The 21,409-nt window shown below is 46.6% G+C and carries 12 protein-coding genes and 1 tRNA gene; 10 read left to right on the forward strand and 3 right to left on the reverse strand.

All coding sequences use genetic code 11. The features are described from left to right. Nucleotides 1-20: 20 nt before the first annotated feature. Nucleotides 21-1,721, reverse strand: a complete 1,701-nt coding sequence (locus ACE3MZ_RS09895; protein WP_411346267.1) for a methyl-accepting chemotaxis protein — start codon at nucleotides 1,719-1,721, stop codon at nucleotides 21-23. A 652-nt stretch (nucleotides 1,722-2,373) separates the two neighbouring features. Here ACE3MZ_RS09895 and ACE3MZ_RS09900 point away from each other — a divergent pair. From ACE3MZ_RS09900 to ACE3MZ_RS09930, 7 genes are all read left to right on the forward strand, one after another. Further along, nucleotides 2,374-3,714: an MATE family efflux transporter gene (locus ACE3MZ_RS09900; RefSeq protein ID WP_411346268.1), complete on the forward strand. Its 1,341-nt coding sequence runs from the start codon at nucleotides 2,374-2,376 to the stop codon at nucleotides 3,712-3,714. Between the two features lie 150 nt (nucleotides 3,715-3,864). Next, nucleotides 3,865-4,965, forward strand: coding sequence for an ATP-binding protein (locus tag ACE3MZ_RS09905; protein WP_411346750.1), 1,101 nt, complete (start codon nucleotides 3,865-3,867; stop codon nucleotides 4,963-4,965). Between the two features lie 133 nt (nucleotides 4,966-5,098). Further along, nucleotides 5,099-7,666: a DUF5682 family protein gene (locus tag ACE3MZ_RS09910; protein ID WP_411346269.1), complete on the forward strand. Its 2,568-nt coding sequence runs from the start codon at nucleotides 5,099-5,101 to the stop codon at nucleotides 7,664-7,666. Then, nucleotides 7,663-8,832 carry a VWA domain-containing protein gene (locus ACE3MZ_RS09915; RefSeq protein ID WP_411346270.1) on the forward strand — a complete coding sequence of 390 codons (1,170 nt, stop codon included), beginning with the start codon at nucleotides 7,663-7,665 and terminating at the stop codon, nucleotides 8,830-8,832. Before ACE3MZ_RS09910 ends, ACE3MZ_RS09915 begins: the two co-directional genes overlap by 4 nt. 39 nt (nucleotides 8,833-8,871) lie before the next feature. Further along, the gene (locus tag ACE3MZ_RS09920; protein WP_411346271.1) at nucleotides 8,872-12,444 is read left to right on the forward strand and encodes a DUF4132 domain-containing protein; all 3,573 of its coding nucleotides are present in this window, start codon (nucleotides 8,872-8,874) and stop codon (nucleotides 12,442-12,444) included. Between the two features lie 23 nt (nucleotides 12,445-12,467). Then, nucleotides 12,468-14,306 (forward strand): SWIM zinc finger family protein, encoded by a 1,839-nt coding sequence (locus ACE3MZ_RS09925; RefSeq protein ID WP_411346272.1) that lies wholly within the window; start codon nucleotides 12,468-12,470, stop codon nucleotides 14,304-14,306. A 93-nt stretch (nucleotides 14,307-14,399) separates the two neighbouring features. Next, nucleotides 14,400-14,705: a hypothetical protein gene (locus ACE3MZ_RS09930; protein WP_411346273.1), complete on the forward strand. Its 306-nt coding sequence runs from the start codon at nucleotides 14,400-14,402 to the stop codon at nucleotides 14,703-14,705. A gap of 306 nt (nucleotides 14,706-15,011) precedes the next feature. Here ACE3MZ_RS09930 and ACE3MZ_RS09935 read toward each other — a convergent pair whose 3' ends face one another. Then, nucleotides 15,012-15,857, reverse strand: coding sequence for a WYL domain-containing protein (locus ACE3MZ_RS09935; RefSeq protein ID WP_411346274.1), 846 nt, complete (start codon nucleotides 15,855-15,857; stop codon nucleotides 15,012-15,014). Continuing rightward, entirely contained in the window at nucleotides 15,844-17,142 is a 1,299-nt protein-coding gene (locus tag ACE3MZ_RS09940; protein WP_411346275.1) for a helix-turn-helix transcriptional regulator, read from the reverse strand. The genes ACE3MZ_RS09935 and ACE3MZ_RS09940 overlap by 14 nt, the downstream gene beginning before the upstream one ends. Nucleotides 17,143-17,440: 298 nt before the next feature. Here ACE3MZ_RS09940 and ACE3MZ_RS09945 point away from each other — a divergent pair. From ACE3MZ_RS09945 to ACE3MZ_RS09955, 3 genes are all read left to right on the forward strand, one after another. Beyond that, a tRNA-OTHER gene (locus ACE3MZ_RS09945) sits at nucleotides 17,441-17,505 on the forward strand. Between the two features lie 523 nt (nucleotides 17,506-18,028). Continuing rightward, on the forward strand, nucleotides 18,029-19,624 hold the full coding sequence (locus ACE3MZ_RS09950; RefSeq protein WP_411346276.1) for a TROVE domain-containing protein: 1,596 nt from the start codon (nucleotides 18,029-18,031) through the stop codon (nucleotides 19,622-19,624). A 217-nt stretch (nucleotides 19,625-19,841) separates the two neighbouring features. Continuing rightward, entirely contained in the window at nucleotides 19,842-21,272 is a 1,431-nt protein-coding gene (locus ACE3MZ_RS09955; RefSeq protein ID WP_411346277.1) for an N-acetylmuramoyl-L-alanine amidase, read from the forward strand. Nucleotides 21,273-21,409 lie beyond the last annotated feature (137 nt).

The following is a 21,409-nucleotide window of genomic DNA, read 5'->3' on the forward strand; positions in this document are numbered from 1 at the left end:
CGAGAGACTATACTGCAACATTATACTTTGCAGGAAGCGACGATTTGTTGTAATTGTTCTGCTAGCTCGGATAGATGACGAGCAGAAGCAGCAACATCGTCCATCGCGGACATTTGCTGTTCGCTTGCGGCGTTCATCTCTTCAATACCTGCGGATCCTTGCTGTGACAATGCACTTAGATGTTCCATCGCTTCAGCAATGCCGATGGAGTGCCCGGTCGTTTGTACAATCAGCTCACTGGAAGTTTGTACTTGCTCTGACGTACGGGCTACCGCTTCACGAATAGCTGCGAATGCTGTGCTTACCCGTTCGCTACCTTGTACTCCCATCTCTACGCTATCCACTGAGTCCTGTGCTTGTTCCACAGCAGCCTGACTTTCTTGTTGCACATCCAAGACAAGACTAGTAATCCGTGTAGATGAATCGGCGGTGCTTTCGGCAAGCTGCCGGATTTCTTCCGCAACAACGGCAAAGCCGCGACCTGCATCGCCAGCGCGTGCAGCTTCGATGGAAGCATTAAGAGCAAGCAGATTGGTTTGACGAGCAATTTGTTGAATGGCGGAAGAGGCGAAGCCGATCTGCTCAGATTTCTCATTCAACCCAGTCAACACTTGCAACGTTGCCTCGATATGGGTAGCTACTTTACGAATAATAGAGGCGATATGGTTGACTTCATCCTGACCTTCACTGGCGGCAGTTTCCATATGATGCGACAGTGTAATCACTTCATTGCTATTATCAGCGATAATCTGCATCTGTTCAGACATATCGCTGGCAGCACCAGTTACTTCGATGACTGTATTGGCTTGTGTAATGAATCCGTTGGACAATTCACCGGAAGATGAAGCGATATGAGAAGAGGCACGAGCGGTCTGTTCTGCTCCAGCTGTTAGTTCCTCGGCAGAAGCTGTCAATGAAGCAGCGCTTTGGTCAACTTGGCGAATCATCATACGCATACGATCAGCAAGCGTATTAAAGGCAACCGATACTTGACCGATCTCATCGCGTGATACATAGGCGGATTGCACAGTCAGATCGCCGGAAGCTGCTTGCTGCATCAGGAGCTGAATCCGGCGCAGAGGACGGGCAATCAACAGAACGATCCAGACGCCGATACCAAGCGATAACAATAATCCAGCAAATAGGACAACAGCAATAATGATCGAGTTGCGGGCAAATTGGTGATCAGTCATTGTGTTACTGTCACTGGCATCGTCCAGCAGGTTTGTACGTAAAGCTGTTAATGACTGATTCAGCTGCGTTTTGGCATTTTGCAGATCGGTATAGGCTTGTAATGCAGCATTCCGATCATTGCTCGTTATAGCAGAAATTGTACGCTCACGCGCACTGGCAAACTGCTCCGCTAACGGCAGCAACTGATCATATTGCTGCTGGTCATCAGCATCAAACGTAAACTGATTCAGTTGATCGGTCATTGTACGATTAGCAGTTGCTGCTTGACGAATTTCGTCTATTAGTGTTTGTCGTTGACTACGATCTTCAACATTCATCAATTGCAGCAACCGGGTATCATTGGCACTGTAGTTGATAATCATATCGTCCATCAGCGTAATAGGAACGATATTGTCATCGTACATAGTAGATGCTGTATTGGACATATCGCGTGATGTGCTAATGCCATAGTACCCGACAATAGAGAAAATACACAGATTTATGGCAATCAGCAGAATTATTTTGGTACGTACTTTCATATGTTTCATCGTTAATCACTCCATGATTTGAATTTTGTATAGTAGATGACCTAGGATGCGATGGTATATGGAATGAGCGGACATGAAAAGATAAGTCAGTATCCTATGTAAAACTGACAATACACGTATATAATAAATGTTAAAAAATGGTTGTTATACGTAATATATCGTAGTTCCTTATCAAAGTATGTGCATGTGCGTATACTCAATGATCTGTATTTAGCATCTATTATCCAACAATCTTGATAAGATGTCGGTATAAGATGTGCAGTGGTTCATCTCCTTTCGCGATTCAGACTGAAGGAACTATATCGTCTGTCATTCCATACTTTGCTTATATGTCGGAAAGGGGATTTACATTGTTTAGAGCAAATATAGCGATTGTAGCAAAAAGTACGATTCTGTTCATATTCAGAGGAAATAAATTCAATATAAAGTAAAATGATGGATTATAAACCTTCTAACGGATGTATGTGAAAGAATATATAACTATATTGCGTGACACTTCTCTTGTAAACAAACGTGGAGCAGGCGGTTTGCGAATACTTGTGCATACGGTATACTCAAACGGTGCTACATTGTACGTCATCATGAGATCAATCATCATCATCGTAGATGGCACGTCAGCATAAGGTTTGTAGAAACGACAAAGGAGCGGCATATGAATACTTCTGCTATACATACTACACTTCCATCGCATCGCGATTATATTTTGCTTAGTTTGCCGCTGATCGTATCGACGATTACAACTCCGCTACTCGGGCTAGTGGATACGGCGGTAGTTGGGCATTTATTTGATCCGGCTTATTTGGGTGGAACAGCGATTGGAACGCTTATTTTTAATACGATGTATTGGTTGTTTGGCTTTTTGCGTGTAAGTACATCTGGCTTTGCGGCACAGGCGCGCGGCAAGAACGATATGCTGGAAGGCATGGCAGATTTGATTCGTCCGCTAATGATTGCGCTGGTGATCGGACTGGTATTCATTGCTTTGCAGGTGCCGATTGTACAGACATCGTTATGGTTGATGCGACCGACCGATGAGGTGGCACACTGGGCGGCGGTATATTTTCATATTCGTGTCTGGGGTGCACCGCTGACGCTACTTAATTATGTATTGATCGGCTGGTTAATGGGCATGGCGCATATCCGGCAAACACTCATTACACAGATTACGATGAATGTGGTGAATATGATTTTGGCAATCTGGTTTGTACAGGGATTGCACTGGGGCGTAGCGGGTGTGGCGGCAGCGACGTTATTCGCCGAAGCGCTGGCGTTGTTGATCGGATTATGGTTTGTCTGGCGTTCGCCGTATATGGAGCTGGTTGGGCTACGCTGGAAAGGATTGTTTAGCTGGAACAGTCTGCGTCCGATGTTTCGCGCCAACAGCGATCTGCTGGTCCGAACGATCTGTTTGCTGACGATGTTCAATATATTCACAGCGCAAAGTACGTCATTCGGACCGGAGCTGCTGGCAGCGAATTCGATATTGCTGCAAATTCATTATGTGATGGCGTATTTCTTCGACGGACTTGCCAATGCGAGTTCGATCTATGCCGGACGTGCGAAGGGTGCACAGAGTTTGCCATTGTTGCAGCGGAGTTTGCGCTTATCATGGGTATGGACAAGTGTGGTGGCATTGCTGCTAACGCTTATCTATGCGCTTGGGCGAGAAGCATTCATCGGCTTGTTCACGGATAATGAGGCAGTAGCGGGATTAGCGATGCATTATCAGGGCTGGCTATTGCTGTTTCCGCTAAGTACGGGGTTCGGGCTTGTCTTTTACGGTGTGTTTACAGGGATGACATTGACGGCACCGATTCGCAATTCGATGCTGTTATCGATTGCACTATTTATCGTCAGTTGTCTCGTGCTGATTCCGTTGTATGGCAATCATGGGCTGTGGATTTGCTTTATCGTATTCGGCTTGGGGCGTTCGTTATTTCTGCTCCTGTATGTGCCGGGACTAGCAAGACGAGCACAGATGCAGGTGGAATAAAATGCACAACCAAACCATAGCAAAAGTCTTACTTTAGGGTAATAAATAAGGACGATCTTCCCATTTTGCTGCTGTGACTACACAGAAGCAGAATGGGTGTGTTACTATGGGAACATATGATCCTGTTTAATGAGGAGGATTCACATGGCAATGGAAATGATCAAGCCGCCCGCTGAGGTGTTATATGCCCGCGAATTGCAGGCATTGCAGCAGGAGGATACAGGGAAGCGTCCGCCCAACTGGCTATTATCACCGGCATACATACGAGATTTTATTATTGGTCGTCAGCGTCCTGCAGAACTGGATGGCGAGACGGTAGAGATTACGCGCAAGTTTTATGGTAATGACATTCTGATTGAACGGGCAATTGTGACGCTTGCCGGTAACCGTGGACTCATGCTAGTCGGCGAGCCGGGCACAGCGAAGACGATGCTAAGCGAGCTATTGTCAGCGGCAATTTGCGGTAGCAGTACGAATACGATTCAGGGTACAGCCGGTACGACCGAGGATATGATCAAATATTCTTGGAATTACGCGATGCTGCTGGATCAAGGACCGTCGGAGCAGGCGTTGGTGCCATCGCCGCTTTATCATGGGATGAAGCATGGTGTGTTAACACGTTTTGAAGAAATTACGCGTTGTCCGTCTGAAGCACAAGATAGTTTGATTAGTATTTTGAGTGATAAGGTGTTGAATATTCCAGAGCTAGACGGTGGCGTATTATTCGCCAAGCCGGGCTTTAACGTGATTGGTACTGCCAATATTCGGGATAAAGGGGTAAATGAGATGAGTAGCGCCTTGAAGAGGCGCTTTAACTTCGAAACGATTCGCCCGATTTCAAATGTGAAAATGGAAGCACAGATTATTGAAGATCAAGCGCATAATCTGCTGCTGCATAGCGGTATTGAGATTCCGGTAGAGCGGGATGTAGTAGAGCTGCTGGCAACGACCTTTATGGAGCTGCGTACTGGTAAGACGCGCGAAGGCTACAAGATTGATATTCCGCAGTCAGTCATGAGTACGGCAGAAGCGGTATCGGTGTATGTACAGAGTGCAATGACTTCGTATTATTACGAGGATGGTACAGTTTCCATGGATCGGCTCGTGCAGAATATGCTCGGCACTGCTGCCAAAGAAGATGAAAAAGATCTGGGTGCGCTCAAAACCTATTTCTCCCGTGTTGTAAAGGAACGGGCGCGAGATAGCGAATTGTGGTCAGCATATTATGAAGCGAAGAAATGGATTCGCTAATCGTCTCTGAAGTTACGATCTGTACCTGTATTTGGCTCTCTGTACATGTATGTTGGTCTATAAATAAATCTGTATGTGACGGAAGTTGTATGGATCTCCACTGTGACATGGAAGAAAGGAGGAGTGAACATAGATGGGCGATACAATGGTGACAGGCACATATAATACGTTTGCAGATTGTGATGATCTCACAACAGGTCTGGATATGGAAGATATACAAAGAGAACGGCTTAACGGTGATACGGATAGCAACTTGGATACAGATACACTCCATTCTCATACGATAAGCAGAGCTGAGTTAGAATCTATCTTTGCGCAGCATGTCTTTGATATGCACAATCCGGTGCTATATGTGCCTATTCGTCATCATAGTCCGGGCTGCTCGCATCACCTATTACAAATGATCGCTCGTTATGAGCCGGAGATCATTTTGATTGAAGGACCGGAAGCTGGAGATGCGCTCATTCCAGTACTATCTGATCCCAATACCGTGACGCCTGTCAGCTTGTATTATACGTATGAGCAAGGAGAGGAGCGTGCTGCTTTTTATTTTCCATTATTGGATTATTCGCCGGAGTATGTAGCGATTGGCGAAGCGGCGCGACTTGGTATCCCGGCGAAATTCATCGATCTCAATTATCGTCGTCGTTCCGTAGCACAGGACGAGTCCGAAGCAGAACGATCTACAGCAGAACCATCTACCTCGTATCAAGATGAGCATCTGCTGACAGGATCATCGTTTATGCAAGCATTATGCCACAAGCTGAATTGTCGCAGCTTTGACGAGCTATGGGATCGCTGGTTTGAAAGTGGAGCGGCGGATGTAGATACATTTCAATATATGCAGGATGTATTCGTGTATTGCACCTTATCGCGGCTGTGCTACACCTCATCTCAATTGGAGCAGGACGAGACGCTGTCACGCGAACGTCATATGCTGCATCATATTCAGGCGGCGCAAGCGCAATACAACAAAGTTCTATTACTCACTGGCGGATTTCATACATATGGATTGATTCAACACAAGAGCAATAATCACGCCACTTTATCTGTATCAGTAGATGATTCAACATCGGCAAATGGAAGCAAAACAAAGCGTACCCCAGAGCTGCGTGAGCAGATATATCCTATGGTGTATACATTTCAGGAAGCGGATCGGCTCAATGGATATGCAAGCGGTATGCCATATGTAGCGTATTACGATCAGCTATGGCAAAACATGCAGAACGGTATCAACCATCCTGCGTCACAGACGGCTATCGTCACACTGTCCCGCTTAGCGAAGGAATTGCGCAGTGAACAAGAAGCGGTATCGACGAGTGATGCGATTGAAGCATATAGCCTGTTTCAAGGACTGGCTATATTACGAGGTCGTCAGGAAGGCGGAGTATATGAGCTGCTGGATAGTGTGACGTCTTGTTTTATCAAAGGTGAGCGCACATTGGTGTCCGACCGACCGCTAGATCAGCTCCGCATTCTATTGACTGGTGATCGTATTGGGGAAGTAGCGAAGAATCCATTTACAGTACCGATTGTGGAGGATTTTAAACGTCAGGCAGCAGCTTGCAAATTGCAGCTGGGTACGACTGGGAAACATAAAAAGGTGCTAGATCTGCATACTCGTCCACGACATCGACAAATCAGCCGACTGCTGCACATGATGGAGTTTCTCGGAACAGGTCTGGCAGTACGTCAATCGGGACCAGATTGGATATCTTACACGAATATCAATCTGATGCGGGAAACATGGACATATTCGTATTCCTCTTATACGGAAGCACGATTGATTGAACATTCGATCCATGGCGGAACACTGGCAATCGCAGCGACCCGGCGTGCGGAGCAGGAGGTAGCTGCACTATCCCAACATAACAGTGGTGCAACGGCAGAGTGGCTGCTGCGTGTACTGCTAATGGGATTGGAGCAAACCGCTACCAAGCTGGTGGAGCAGACACGTCAGGCATTGCGGCATGATGGCAGTTTTCTATCTTTATGCCGGGCGTTAACAATGCTGGAACGTATTCATGAACATCGTCGATTGCTGGGACTACGGGAACATGATCATGCGCTGCCAGAGTTATTGCAGGAAGCATATCATCAGGCGGTAGCGGCAATCGATACGCTGCAACAAGTACATCCCGATGATCATAGCCAAATAGTACAGGCGCTTAAGCAGCTATACATGCTGTCGCAAGCGGAGTCAGGCACCTTTCCACCTGAGCCGCTATATGATCGTCTGTCAGAGCTATTGGATCAGCTCAAATTGGTACCGGCACTGGAAGGTGTTAGTGTGGCGATTCTGTCGCGTAGTGGATATTTGCCAGAGCATGAAATGACAGAGCGAGCGCGTGCTTATATGCAAGGCACACCGGAACAGGTGAAGCATACAGCGGCTTATTTGCAAGGTGTATTCGCGGCTGCACGGGATGCGTTTCTGTATGAGCCTGCTTTGCTCAAATCGTTGAATCAGCTGTTATCGCAATTGTCCCATGACGATTTTGTGCAGATGATTCCAGAGCTACGGCTGGCATTTACCTTTTTCACCTCTACAGAAATGCAGATGATTGCCAGTCAAGTAGCGAGTCTATACAGCATATCTACAGCAGAGCTAGAGCAACCGGCGCTGGATGAAGCATTATTGCAGCATACCTCTGCACTGGATCAGGCGATACGGAAAGAAATGGAGCGGTGGATATTATGAATAACGATCATACAGACCATACACAGCATGCTGAAAACCAGCGTCAAACGTTGAATCGCTGGCGTCTGCTATTAGGAGAAGCGGCGGAGGAGTCGCTGGCTGAGTCAGGACAATATGATGCACAGCAATTTGCCTATCGGGAGATGGATGAAGTGCTCGGTTATTTATATGATCGCGAATACGGCGAGGAGCAAGGCTATCGTGATCGTACAGGTGGACGCGGTTCGTCCCAGCTTACCGTACCGGGCTGGCTGGATCATGTACGACGTCTATTTCCCAAAGATACCGCTGAGATTCTGGAAAAGCAGGCGCTAGATCGATATGGATTAAGTGAATTGTTATTTGACAAAAAAGTACTGGAATCCTTAGAACCGAATATGAGCCTGCTCAAAAATATTATGCAATTCAAAGGTCGGATGAAGGGCGAAGTGCTGCATAGTGCCAGAGAAATTGTACGCAATGTGGTGGAGCAGCTACGCAAGCAATTGGAGCAGGATATCCGTACGAGTATCATTGGCAAACGTAGTCGGTATCAGAGCAGCAATGTACGTTCGCTACGCAATCTCAATATGAAGAAAACGATTGAACGTAATCTGAAAAATTATGATCTTCGCAACAGGCGCTTTGTAGTGGATCGGTTGTATTTTGACGGTAACATTCGTCCGCACAATCGCTGGAATATTGTTATTGCGGTTGATGAGAGCGGTAGTATGCTGGATTCGGTCATTTATAGCGCGATCATGGCGAGTATCTTTTACCGATTGGATACGCTGCGAACGAATCTGGTCATCTTCGATACACAGGTGGTCGATCTGAGCGATCAGTTGGAAGATCCAGTTGATCTGCTAATGAGTGTACAGCTAGGCGGTGGAACCCATATTGCCAAAGCCCTTCGCTACGGCGAGACGCTGATCCAAGACCCGGCGCGTACGATCTTCATTCTAGTGAGTGATCTGGAGGAAGGATATCCGATTCAGCATATGTATGCTGCCTGTCACGATATTATGGAAGCTGGCAGTCAATTGATTGTTTTGCCGGCATTGAATTTTGAAGGAACGGCGGTATATAACCGTCATGCCGCGCGCCGTTTGACCGATATAGGGGCACATGTTGCCGCTGTAACGCCGAATCGGTTGGCGGAGTGGATTGGTCAGATTATTCGCTAGCTCGTCCGTAGGACATTTTAAAATGAGAAAGGGGAATATATGATGTTAAATCAGACTTCCATTGATCCGTTGTTGGAGAACTTTGCCCGTCATTGCTCGGAGGAATATTCCAAATTAACCGACCGCAAGCAAGAGATTCTGGACTATATCACCGGAGCAACCGATACCAAGCCGGATATGATGAAAAACTCCAATCAGTATGCTTATAAGACGTTTGAGTCGCTAAATAAATTGTCCAAAAAAGAACATAATGATGCCTTCTATCGCGCCGTTGCTCTTGTGCTGCATACATCGAGCAATTGGGATGGCTACTATTACAATAACTGGTACATATTCGAATTGTGCATGCGCAGCAGCATCACTCCGCTTACACTTGCAAGCCGCACACAATATTGGGAACAGGTAGAGCGTGAAGGTCGCTCTGCATTGCAAGGGATCGCCCGATATGCAGGGCATGAAATCATTGAAAAAGCAATTACGTTTTTGTTATCCAATAGCGATCTGAATCGTCCATCTTCATCGGTATTTAAGCAAAAAGGCAATCAAGTTGCTCGTATCGATTATGCCGTGCAATTGTTACTACTTCTGCATCTGTATCGGGAACTGGACGAGAAGTACGTTCAGAAGATCAGTAAGCAGTTACCGCCATTATTAGAATACACAGTAGCGCATGATAGTAAAAAGCTGAATCGTGAATTGCAGCAAATGTTACAGAGTATATTGCCGGTACGGTTAAGCAATTCCAATATGACTTCCGATCTGGATCTGGATGCAGATTTTCTGCAAAGCCAGCGTGAAGTCGAATGGACACGTCGTTTTCCATCCTCTCAGCCATCCAAGCAAATGATCAAAAGCGATCAGATCTATCGTGAATTGGTGTATGTGCATACGGCATTCTATTACATGCTGACACTACATGGTGGCAAAAAGAATCTGTTGAAGCAACCTGATGCTATCGCTGAGCAGCTGCTAGATGCGATTCGTGGATTGCATGAAGTGTTGCCGCTCGAAACGAGACAATATTTGACCCAGTTATCCGGTCGCAATTTGGATAGATCGACGCTGGTAGATGGCATTGTATCGCTCGATAAACCGTACGGCTTGATTGAAATGATCCGCAACGAGCTGAACAATTACTCCACATCATGGAATACACTACGTAATACGATTGCTGCCAATCATCAGGTCAGTGAGCATGCAATGGCGATTTCACGTAATGCAGCGACACGCGCGCTTATCTTCAAAGTGTTGCTGGATGCCGGTCATGTGCAGTCACCCAATGGATCAGCACAGCTGGAACAGCTTGTACTACAAACGCTGGAAGACCGACTGGATAGCAATAAGGCAGGGCATACACTTGCAAGCTATGTAAAAGGAGATTTGGACATAGCCGCTGTGCATACGAATGATCATGTACGTGCGCTATGGAACAAGGATCAGCGCAATTCAAGAGCAAGTCAGATTCTGTTGGCAATTTCCTATTTGCCAGTACGCTCGGAGCTATTCCGTCGTTTCCTCATTGCCATCACTCAACCGGATATTCCCCTATTGAATGTATTGTCGATCCTGTACAAATCGCCTTTTTTCAAAGGTTCTGAAGTGCTGAATGTATACAGTGACGACGCAGAGATTGATACAGATGAATTGCTGGCAAGTATGTTGCAATTGCAAGGACGTCCAGAATATTACTATATATCGATACCGACATCGGAATATTCCGCTATCGTGCAAGCGCATATGCTACAAAGTATGCAGCAGTACAGTAAACTGCCGCTGGATGGACGTACACTCGTGCTGGAAACGATCTATGATGCGTATGAACAGCTGGATATGAAGCAACGAGCAGAAGCACTGCGTATCGGTCTTGGTGATTCCTCCAAAAAGATCAATGCAAAAGCGCGAGCCGAGTTTGCCCGTCATGTCGATAGCGAATTGTACACTACTGTCTACAGTCAGGAGAAAAAGGCGGCGGTCAAAGAATGGATTCTGGATTCGCTGCGTAGCCTCGATAACGCTGGCGCGATCTATGCGAATCTGTTGAAAAAGGAAAAGTCGCAGAGCTTCCGCGACTTGATCGAGGTGCTGATGAATACAGCGGATCAGCCGCCACAAGTGGCACATGCCGCCATCGCTTCCAAGACGGATGCCAAGAAGTTGAGCCGTATTCAGTGGTTGCCCGTAGATTTGTTGCCTCAGCTGCAAACAACAGACGGTTCGCCGCTGGATGACAATATCAAACGTTATTTGCTACTGCAATCGCTTGATTTTACAGCGTCGCCGAACGAGCGTCTGCATGAAGTGAAGCAGTACGCTTCTCCGCAATCATTGGCTGATTTTGCTTTTGAGCTAGTACAGTTGTGGATGCAGCAGGGCGCACCTGCGAAGGAGAAATGGATATTGTATCTGGCAGCGATGTTTGGTGATCGTCGCCTGATCAATATGCTGGGCAGTCAGATCAAGGATTGGACGGAAAATAGTCGGGGTGCGATCGCCGCAGAAGCTGTACGTGTGCTGGCTTATTTGAACGATACCGCCGCATTGATGCTGATTGAACAATTATCTCGTACCATTAAAAATCGTCAGGTCAAAACCGCTGCTGCCGATTCCCTGCATCTGGCAGCCGAGAATATGAATCTGACGCCAGAACAACTCGCAGACCGTCTCGTTACTACACTGGGATTAGACAGCAAAGGCGAATTGGAATTGAGCTATGGTGAACGCGCATTTACCGTAAAGGTTAACAGCGATCTGCAATTGAGCGTGATCAATCAGGAAAATGGCAAAATCGTCAAAAGTTTACCTGCCGCGTCTCAAAAGGATGATGAAGCTCTGGTGAAACAGTCCAAGTCGACGTTTACCCAGTTAAAAAAAGACCTCAAAACGATGGTGACGTTGCAAACGCAGCGCTTGGAAGAATCCTTATCCAAACGTCGTCTATGGACGACAGACGAATGGAACGATTTGTTTGTTCATAACATCATTATGCGCCAGTTTGCGGTTAGTCTGATCTGGGGCGTCTATACAAATGGTGAGTTGACTGCAACGTTCCGCTATATGGAGGATGGGACATTCAATACAGTAGATGAGGATGAATATGAGCTGGAGCAGGACGCACAGATCGGTCTTGTACATCCGCTGGAATTGGAGCCACAACTACTGGCAGATTGGAAGACCCAGCTGGAAGATTATGAAGTCGTACAGCCATTTACCCAGTTGGATCGGCGTATCTATTCGCTGGAAGAAGAGGAGCTACAGCGCCGTGAATGGACAGCTGTACCGAGCGGTGAATATTCGCCAACCGGTTTCCCAAAAGCAATGGAACGTTACGGCTGGTTCAAAGGTGAAGCGCAGGATGCAGGCTTCTATTATGAGTTGTATAAGCAGTATGACCATCTCATCGCTGAACTGCGATTCAGCGGTACAAGTATTTCGTATTATGAAGGTATGGAGGATATTTCGCTGGAAGAACTGCGCTTTTACAAAAATGATCAGCAAGATCAACGTCATCGTTACTATGCTCCAGACAAATCGTCGCTGCTGGTAGATGTGCCGGATCGCGTATTTAGCGAAACGGTGTACGATATTCTGCGCGCAGCAGGCGAGATCGACTGATCTCGGCGGAGGTAAATCAATGTATGGAACCATTTGAACACCGATTCCGGCAGTTTATTGCCGGCTGTACCGAAGATTATTTGATTCGTTATGCCAATAAGGGATTATATAACCGTGCGCAAAAGGACATGGATAAAGGCATCACCGTAGACTATCAATGGAATGATAACGAGAAGGTACGATGCACGTTAAGTGACGGTATTGTTGTACAGTTGTCGTATCAGATGGAACAATGTGAATGCAGCTGTCCAGCTGAAACGATATGCAAGCATATTTTGATTGCAATCCTGTATGATCAGCGTCACCATCTAACTGGTTCTGGTTCTGGTTCTGGTTCTGGTTCTGGTTCTGGTTCTGGTTCTGGTTCTGGTTCTGGTTCTGGTTCTGGTTCTGGTTCTGGTTCTGGTGACGAGGACAAACGTGTCTATCGCGACAAATCGCCTGAATCGGAACCTTTATCCGAACAACATCATGAAACCGATAAAACCAATGCGATTTCAGAACAATCATTTGCTACTGATCGATTCCGCTGGGTACTAGATACGCCACTTTCCCAATTGCTGCGGTCATTCACAACCGCTCAGCTGGAAGAGGCAGAATTCAGACTTGCCCGTCCGCAGTCCATTGAGCTATTGTATGATACTTTGCTGACCGTGCGGCTGAATGATTACGGAGTAGAGGTATCTTTTAGCCATGATGTCAATTCCGATCCTGCCACTGCGTTATGCACAGTAAAAGGCAAAGATGCTCAATTATACAAACTGGAAGCATTGCTGCGTTATCGACAGCATCAAGGTTTGCAGGATGAACATATGCTAGAGCAGTATATGTATAATTTTGAGCAACATCCGCAGGTCATGAAGGAATGCCGTGAGTTGTTTGGCGAATTGCTGCAAACGGGTTTGGCACGATTACCACAAACGGTGACCGCCCGGCTGGAAACGCTGGCAGTTGCCGCTCACAGTGAAGCATTGCCCAATTTGGAAACTATGCTGCGCGGGATTCAAGGCGAACTGGAAATGTTTTTCGCTCGGCATGTGCGGTTTCGTATGGATGTTTTGCTGAATCGCCTGACATCGGCTTATTTGACGCTGGATGCGTGGGAGCAACAGCAATCTCCGGCACGGCGTGCTGAATTGGCAGGTAGCTTTCGCAGCAAATATTATCGTGTACCGATATTGGAGCTGTATGGCGTTGGGGCAGAGCCTTGGGAGACCACTTCCGGGTACAAAGGCATTACCTATTATTTATACAGTCTCCGTGATCGGCAAATGTATACGTATAGCGATACGCGTCCGGTCTACTATGAAGCCAATTCCTTTCCATACAGTATCCAGTACAATCAATCTTGTCCGTGGCGGGAACATCTGTCATTGCGGCAGTTTGGTCAAGAGCAGTGGCAATTGCGTGGTGTGAAGACGAATCGGGATTATCGTCTGTCTGCGGGTGAGATTGGTCATATGGAGCAACAGACGCGATCTGCCGTAGAAGATGTGGATTTTGGAGCTTACACGCTGTCATCATTGCAGCAGTTGAAGGATGATCTACAGCCATCCTTATTTGGTGAAAAACAAATGTCCTTGTACATGCTACATCTGTCATCCATCCAATCGGTGCAATTTGATCATCTGACTCAGACTACGATCATTACAGCGCACACGTCTGCTGAAGAACTCGTCCGTCTGATTATTCAGGATCATCCCGAGTGGCGCAAAATGGTACAACAACTAGAGCGTAGCACTGCTTTTCATAAGCTGACGGATATGTATGCGCTGGTGCAGAGTGATGGGGTGCAGCTATATCCGATCAGTTTTCTGCAGAAGGATCGTCTCATTAACTTGAAGCTAGACGGAGCATATTAATAGAAAAATCATCAAAAAATATAGAATGGATCAAAATGGGGATTTCTACGTAGCAAGCGAATTTCTGAAGGTGGGGAAGGGGTGTGAGCTGAATTGAATATAGCGGAGCGATTGCTGTATGATCTGAATCATTGGCTACAGGGCGTGTTGCTTCGAGGTGTTGCCCAGCTGTCGGTGGACGAACTATCCCAATTGGAATCGATGGAGCAGATCGCTTCCTCCCTACGTATGGATACACTGGCTCAACTGCTTCAACAGCAGCAACAACAACTGCTTCAACAGCAGCAACAACAACTGCACAATTATCTACTGCATGCTGGTGACCAGCAGCCCGTGGTGGCAGCGTTTTTCCGATTAAGTGCGTATGCACGTATGGCGGAGAATACAGGAATCTCGTAAATATGGATGGGGTAGTACTATCTACATGCTAGCTAGGATCGACAATCTTAATTAGTATCAACCACGCCAGCTGTGCTTAATAACTCTAACTATTCTCAACATTGCTAGCTAGCCTTAACACAAAGCAGAACGAAACATCGGAACGAAATAAAACAACAAAACAACGAAACTAAACAACGAAACTAAACAACCAAAAACGAAATAAAATAACGAAATAAAACAGCCGGAGCGTTGACTATGGAATCAACTCCATGGTGTATCGCTCCGGCTGTTACTTTGCTATACATTTAAACATACGCAATGACATCACTCGCGAAATGCTTCATCCTCGATCTGCTCCGATTCCTCTACATGCACATCGCCATAACGAGCCAATGCCCATAGCGCTGTCTCGCGCATGCGTCGTTTCAGATGATCCCCTTCTACCACCTTCACCCGTTTGCCAAGAAAGCGTAGTCGGTTCAGTACATACTCACTTTCGCTCCCCGTAAAATGAACGTGAATCCAGTACGTATGCAGCTCCTCATCAAACTCTACTTTTTTATCAAAACAGGAAAAAGCGTGCAAAATTCGTGTTAATTCCTCATTGTAGGTCGGCACTACCTGCACGACTGCTTTGTGACGATCCATCTGCACAAAGTTATCCATTCGTTCCTTTGCCTTTTTGTACGTTCGGTTTGACATCTCATGCTGCTCTACCGATTGGAGATGCGCTAGTCTTGTAATCATCGGAGCGAAGCGAGTTACGTTGAACCAGTATAGATACCATTCGCGTCGTGCCATCGAATACTCCAATCGCCATGGAATGCCCGGCTGTGGTGCGATTGGTTCACCATATTTGTTTAGTCGTCCTAGCAGCATGCCCTGATGATGACGCATGATGCGGCGCAATGGACGAAGCCAAGGGAGGTAGCTTTGCCCATCAGTTGTACCTGCTTTTTCAATCAGCGTATGCTCTAGTACGGGCGGTTCGTCATCCAAAGTACATTGCTCCAAACGAGCGCGTGTCTCCTCATCAAAAGCATAGGCTGCTGCCGGATGAGACAGCATCATGCGCAGCCATGAACGCTCTTGCGATGTGAGGGTATACAGATCATTTTCTTCCAGTCGCGATGAGAGCTGGTAGCTGAATATTTTCTCAAACAGATTCATAGTAATCCAGCAACTCCTTCCATTCCTCGATCAGTGATTGCCGCAAGCCCTTCGGTTCTAGTACTTCACAGCTTGAGCCAAAGCTGCGTAGCCACGGACGAATCTCCACCCAGCCATTCACAACAATCTCAAACACAAAGCTATGCTGATCTTCTTCCGTAATATTGCCCCACTGTCCCTGCATCATCACCCGTTCGCGGATAAAATCGCTGGCAGGAAATGCCGGCTTGAAAAAGCGAGCTTTCACTGTAATTGGAGGTCCGGTATCAACAAGCCAGCTATACTGCAATTTCTGATGAATTTGGTGTAAACGCTGTTGAAATAGTTCCGTGTCCGCCGCTTGTTCACCGTTCAGATCGACCATGCCATCCATACGAAACTTGGCAATTCGCCCACCTTCCAGTGTTCCAATCAGATACCAGCGTCCATATTGATGATCGTATACTACTTGAAGCGGCAATATGTGCTGACGACGCGGCTCCTGCTCTGGTGCAAATAATGGATTCGTATGACGTGCAGCGTAGGAACGTTTGCGGCTAGGCGAATAATATTGAAACGAAATATACCGCTGTTCACGAATCATGCGCAGCACTGTGTACAAATGCGCCTCATCCAGAATGCGCGCGTCATAATGATATCGATAACCAAACGGCTCTAATAGCGTGTCATCCCACTGTTCTGCCGGAATCGTTGCTTTGAGCGCTTTTTTTAAATTATCGCGTAGCAGATAGCCCTGTACTGATGGAATTCGCGTATTTGCCATCACATCAACAAACTCATACAGCTCGATTAACTCTTCTTGTGATAAACATTCTGTCAGCTCGTGATTCAGACGATACCGATACGGTCGTCCACCTGGCTGACGGCGAATGACGCCAATCTCCTCCAAATAGCGCAGATCAGAACGAATCGTTTTCTCATCCGGTGGCGCAAAGTCATATTCCGCCAATTGCTCATCGCACGCATCCAGCAGTTCGGCGGCAGTTCGGTCTTGCTGCTTGAGCGAAGAGAGCAAAATTGGCAAGCGACGACTTTCTGATTCTTTCATCGATTTGGCGCGAAACAGAAACATCAGTACCGGTTCTGCGGAATCGGCATATCGATAGCGAAACAGATCGGTCAGATCATGTTCACCGTTCACTTCTTTTAGTCGTCGGATCGTTTTATCAAATGTATGTACAGAAATACCTAGGCGTCCAGCGAACTGCTGACGGTCAAATGCGCCGCCTGTCAGTGCCAACAGACGTAAAAATTGAATTTCTTTATCAAAGCTCTCTCTTGCCATCTTCATGTTCCTCCCATGCTGGTATAGCTGTACAGCATATTGTAGCAAAGAGGGCTGTAATTAGAAATCGTTACATTGCAATCATGCACCAGCGCCAATCGAAATAGGTAAAAATATAAACAAATTCGATTTCGCCATACTTTCGCCCTGTTGACGACTTTGGGGATATGCGAAGATAAGGACATCAAAGAAACGCCAAGCAATACAGAAAAACATATAGCAACTGAGTAAGTCACACGTAAGTAATACACAAGCAATATAATGCAGTGCCATGCAACACAGCAAATGTGATATCCGAGGCGCCTGAAAGGGTTACTTCGACTGTTAATCGACCGGTCGCCGGTTCGAGTCCGGCTTCCGCCGTATGTGGCGGAATAGCTCAGATGGTAGAGCGGTAATGGACCTTTTCACCTTTTTCCTCGGATATGCTTTTTGTTTAGCTTCATCTCAGAAGCATCACACATAGCACGTCATCAATAACGGAGCGTGCAGATTTGCATATCATAGAATACGAACATGTAGATTGTAAAAGCAAGTGTAGCGTGAAGACATGGAAGCAATTGCAGCAAGTAAAGTAGACACAATGAGTAGCACGAAATGTAGCAATGCCTGTACTTGCGAATACTATGTCAAGTACAACGGTGCCCTGTCACTGCACAGGCACCACCTATTTTCAAACAATACGATAACGATATACCGTCCGAGGCGTCGGAAAGGGCTACTTCGATCTGAATTCGACTTTTGCTTTACTGGCTCATAGCTGTCAGATTGACGCCAAACGCCTTTTCCATTTTTTCCTCGGATTCCTTACATACTGCCAACGCGCCATTACCAATAGATCAACAGAATGTTGAAAACATACACGCTCTACAAGGAGGAATATATCATGAGTCGTGCCAAGAAAATGCTAGACCTCAAACCATCCAAGCTAACCGTCAATCGTGAAGCGTATCCTGCCTATAACCGTAGTGTAGAGGAAGAGTATGTGCAGCTCCTGCTGACGAATACATTTGCCAATACGTTTTATGCGGATAGCCGAGAGTTGATTAACGAAGCGCACAGCATGCATGAATTGATGCTGGAGCTGCATCCAGAGTTTATGGCGCGGGCGCTTGTCTATGCACGCGACAAAGGCTTTATGCGACTGCAACCTCTATATGGTCTGGCACTGCTGTCTGCTGCCCAGCCGACATTGTTTGCTCAAACATTTCCGCATGTGGTGAAAATTCCATCCGATCTGGCGGACTTTATGACCATTTTGCGTGGTCAAGGTCGGGGGCAGGGTGGACGTGCGGTTAAGCGACAGGTTGCCGCCTTTTTATCCAGTATGAGTGAATACTGGGCGCTCAAATATAATGGACGTGGACGCGGCTTCTCGCTTGGTGATGCGGTTGCTACCGCTCATCCAAAGCCTCACAATGCCCAGCAACAAGCGTTGTACCGATATGTACGCGGGCATGAAACGGATTTGACCAATTTGCCACAACTGGAAGCATTGGAACAGCTTAAACGATCACAAAACGATCAGGAACGTATATACTGGATTCGTCAAGGCAAACTGCCCTACGAGACCGTGACGAGTGTGCTTCAACCGAGCGTTGAAGTGTGGGAAGAACTGATGAAGCAGATGCCTACATTTGCGCTACTTCGTCATCTCAACACACTGGAGCGTCAGGGCGTATTCGGTGGTCATGTTCACGAAGGGAAACTAGAGTTAAAAACATCCGGTAAGCGGGTATGGAACCCTAAAACGTATGTGACCAAAGTGAAAAAGCAAAACTTGAACTATGTTACTGAACGGTTGACCGATGCCGAAGCGTTGCGTAAATCACGCATTCTGCCATTCCGTTTTGTGAAGGCTTTTCATGAAGTGGAAAATGAGGCGTTGCGCAAACCGCTGGAACAGGCGGTGGAGTTAACCTTTGCCAATTTGCCTGATCTACCGGGACGGACAGCGATTTTCTTGGATATTTCCGGTTCGATGGTTGGCGAGTATTTGCAGACCGGTTCGGTCTTTGCACTGGCATTATACAAAAAGACCAACGGCAATTCGCTGTTCTGGCTGTTCGATACATTCGTGCAGGATGCCAAGCCTTCACGCCATGAATCCATTATGTCACAGGCAGCACGTATTCACGCACGCGGCGGTACGAATACGGGTGCTCCATTGCGCAAGCTGATCCATGATGAGGAAGTGGTCGATCAGATTATTATGATCACCGACGAGCAGCAAAATCACGGTAGCCAATTTTACAAAGAACTGCAAACGTATCGTCACCAGATCAACCGGAATGCCAAAGCATTTATTATCGATATTGCACCGTACCGTAACGCGATGGTGCCACCGGAGGATATGCGAACCTTTTATATTTACGGTTGGAGCGATCTGGTATTGTCCTTTATTTCGCGTACAGTGAAAGGCTATTCCGGCATGGTGCAGCATATTGAACAATTGCAACTGGATGCAGCAGAGCATACTTGAGTAACAAGTGACATAGTATTCAAGTTATTCAAGCAAAATCATAAACAAATCATAAATTTTTTGGATATACACTATGCAAATGAATTGGCATAGTGTATATTTTTTGCCTGTGGGAAACTTTTTCAACAAGGATGAGTCTAACTTAACAAATGCTGCAATACATACAACTGGACAGGATATCCTCATCGTTCAAATTCACAGGAAAGAAGATGACAATATGCTCACGTCTCTGCAATATCCGCTACTCGTAAAAAGGAAATGGTTGTTACCTTTGTTGTTGCTAGTACTGTTTAGCATGCCATTGCCTGCATCCGCTGCAACGCAATCTACGCAAACAACGATTATATTGAATGATCAGACGCTGACCGGAGCAAAAGACGTCATGACCGTTAACGGTTCCACGATGGTGCCAGTGCGCGTCATCTCAGAAAACCTCGGCTATCAGGTAATCTGGAATAAGAGTAATCAGCAAGTAACTGTAAGCAATGGGGCATCGCGGATTGCCATGACAATCGGCATGAATACCGCAGATAGCTCGAATGGTACGGTTACACTGGATCAGCCTTCATTTATTCAATCCGGTGTTACATACGTTCCACTGCGGTTCGTTAGCGAGCAGATGGGGCTGGACGTACAATGGGACAATGCTTCCAAAACCGTATCTTTGCAAAGTAATATGTCATCTATGCCCGGTATGAATGATGATGGCGATACAACGGACGATGGTGCTGCTACGGCAACGCCGCAGGTAGATGCGGTCAGCTTTAGCGATAACCGTCTGCTGATCTCGGCGAATGCCGTAATCAAGCCGCAAAGCTCGGTGCTGACGAATCCGAATCGAATTGTTATTGATCTGCCGGGTGCTACATTCAGCGATAAGTTTTTGCAAGGAAAAGTGTTGGAGCAGGGTGATGTGCAGACGCTCGCTGTCCCTAATTCGACTGTTGTCAAACAAATTCGCTATTCTATATACAGCACAACGCCAGCACAGGTGCGTCTCGTGATCGACTTGTATCAAAGTCAGCCCTACACAACATATGCACAGGGCAATCTGATCTTCGTCGATCTGAACACTAGCAGCAATACGAAACCGATCGGTACCAACGGGAAAAAAGTAGTCGTGATTGATCCCGGTCACGGTGATACGGATTCCGGTGGCGTTGGCATCACCGGCGTATTAGAAAAGGATGTCGTATTGAAAGTCGGCAACAAAGTTGCCGCTCTGCTCAAAAAAGAATCGCAAATCGATCTCATCATGACGCGTACCGATGATACGTTTATCCCGCTGGACAATCGGGTGAAAATTGCTGAGCAGGCGAATGCAGATGTATTTTTGTCGATTCACGGCAATGCCGCACCGAATATAAACGCCAGCGGAACAGAAACATTCTACGCTGATACAGCGCGTAGTAAAAAACTATCCGACATTATTCAGAAGCATGTATTGGAAGCGACCGGCTTCAAAGATCGTGGCTCCAAACAAGCAAACTACGTCGTCATCCGCAAAACGACGATGCCCGCAGCGCTGCTGGAAATCGGCTTCCTAACCAACAAAACGGAAGAATCGATCATCGTACAGGACGACTTTCAGAATAAGGTAGCACAAGCGATCGTCGACGGATTGAAGGAATATCTCGGTATCTCGTAAATCGTAAATCGTAAATCGTAAATCGTAAATCGTAAATCGTAAATCTTTACTCCTGACTCCTCAAGGATAACGCGCTATCATCTGCTTATGCGCTTATGAAATGTATAGTTTGCAGTAAAACAAAAAAGATCGCATTT

It is taken from the genome of Paenibacillus sp. WLX1005 (assembly GCF_046603685.1).
In the GTDB taxonomy this organism is placed as follows: Bacteria; Bacillota; Bacilli; order Paenibacillales; family Paenibacillaceae; genus Saccharibacillus.

Bases quoted from the DNA above. Each gene is read 5' to 3' on its own strand.
- ACE3MZ_RS09895 (WP_411346267.1), bottom strand. From the start codon at position 1,721: ATGAAACATATGAAAGTACGTACCAAAATAATTCTGCTGATTGCCATA.
- ACE3MZ_RS09900 (WP_411346268.1), top strand. From the start codon at position 2,374: ATGAATACTTCTGCTATACATACTACACTTCCATCGCATCGCGATTAT.
- ACE3MZ_RS09905 (WP_411346750.1), top strand. From the start codon at position 3,865: ATGGAAATGATCAAGCCGCCCGCTGAGGTGTTATATGCCCGCGAATTG.
- ACE3MZ_RS09910 (WP_411346269.1), top strand. From the start codon at position 5,099: ATGGGCGATACAATGGTGACAGGCACATATAATACGTTTGCAGATTGT.
- ACE3MZ_RS09915 (WP_411346270.1), top strand. From the start codon at position 7,663: ATGAATAACGATCATACAGACCATACACAGCATGCTGAAAACCAGCGT.
- ACE3MZ_RS09920 (WP_411346271.1), top strand. From the start codon at position 8,872: ATGATGTTAAATCAGACTTCCATTGATCCGTTGTTGGAGAACTTTGCC.
- ACE3MZ_RS09925 (WP_411346272.1), top strand. From the start codon at position 12,468: ATGGAACCATTTGAACACCGATTCCGGCAGTTTATTGCCGGCTGTACC.
- ACE3MZ_RS09935 (WP_411346274.1), bottom strand. From the start codon at position 15,857: ATGAATCTGTTTGAGAAAATATTCAGCTACCAGCTCTCATCGCGACTG.
- ACE3MZ_RS09940 (WP_411346275.1), bottom strand. From the start codon at position 17,142: ATGGCAAGAGAGAGCTTTGATAAAGAAATTCAATTTTTACGTCTGTTG.
- ACE3MZ_RS09950 (WP_411346276.1), top strand. From the start codon at position 18,029: ATGAGTCGTGCCAAGAAAATGCTAGACCTCAAACCATCCAAGCTAACC.
- ACE3MZ_RS09955 (WP_411346277.1), top strand. From the start codon at position 19,842: ATGCTCACGTCTCTGCAATATCCGCTACTCGTAAAAAGGAAATGGTTG.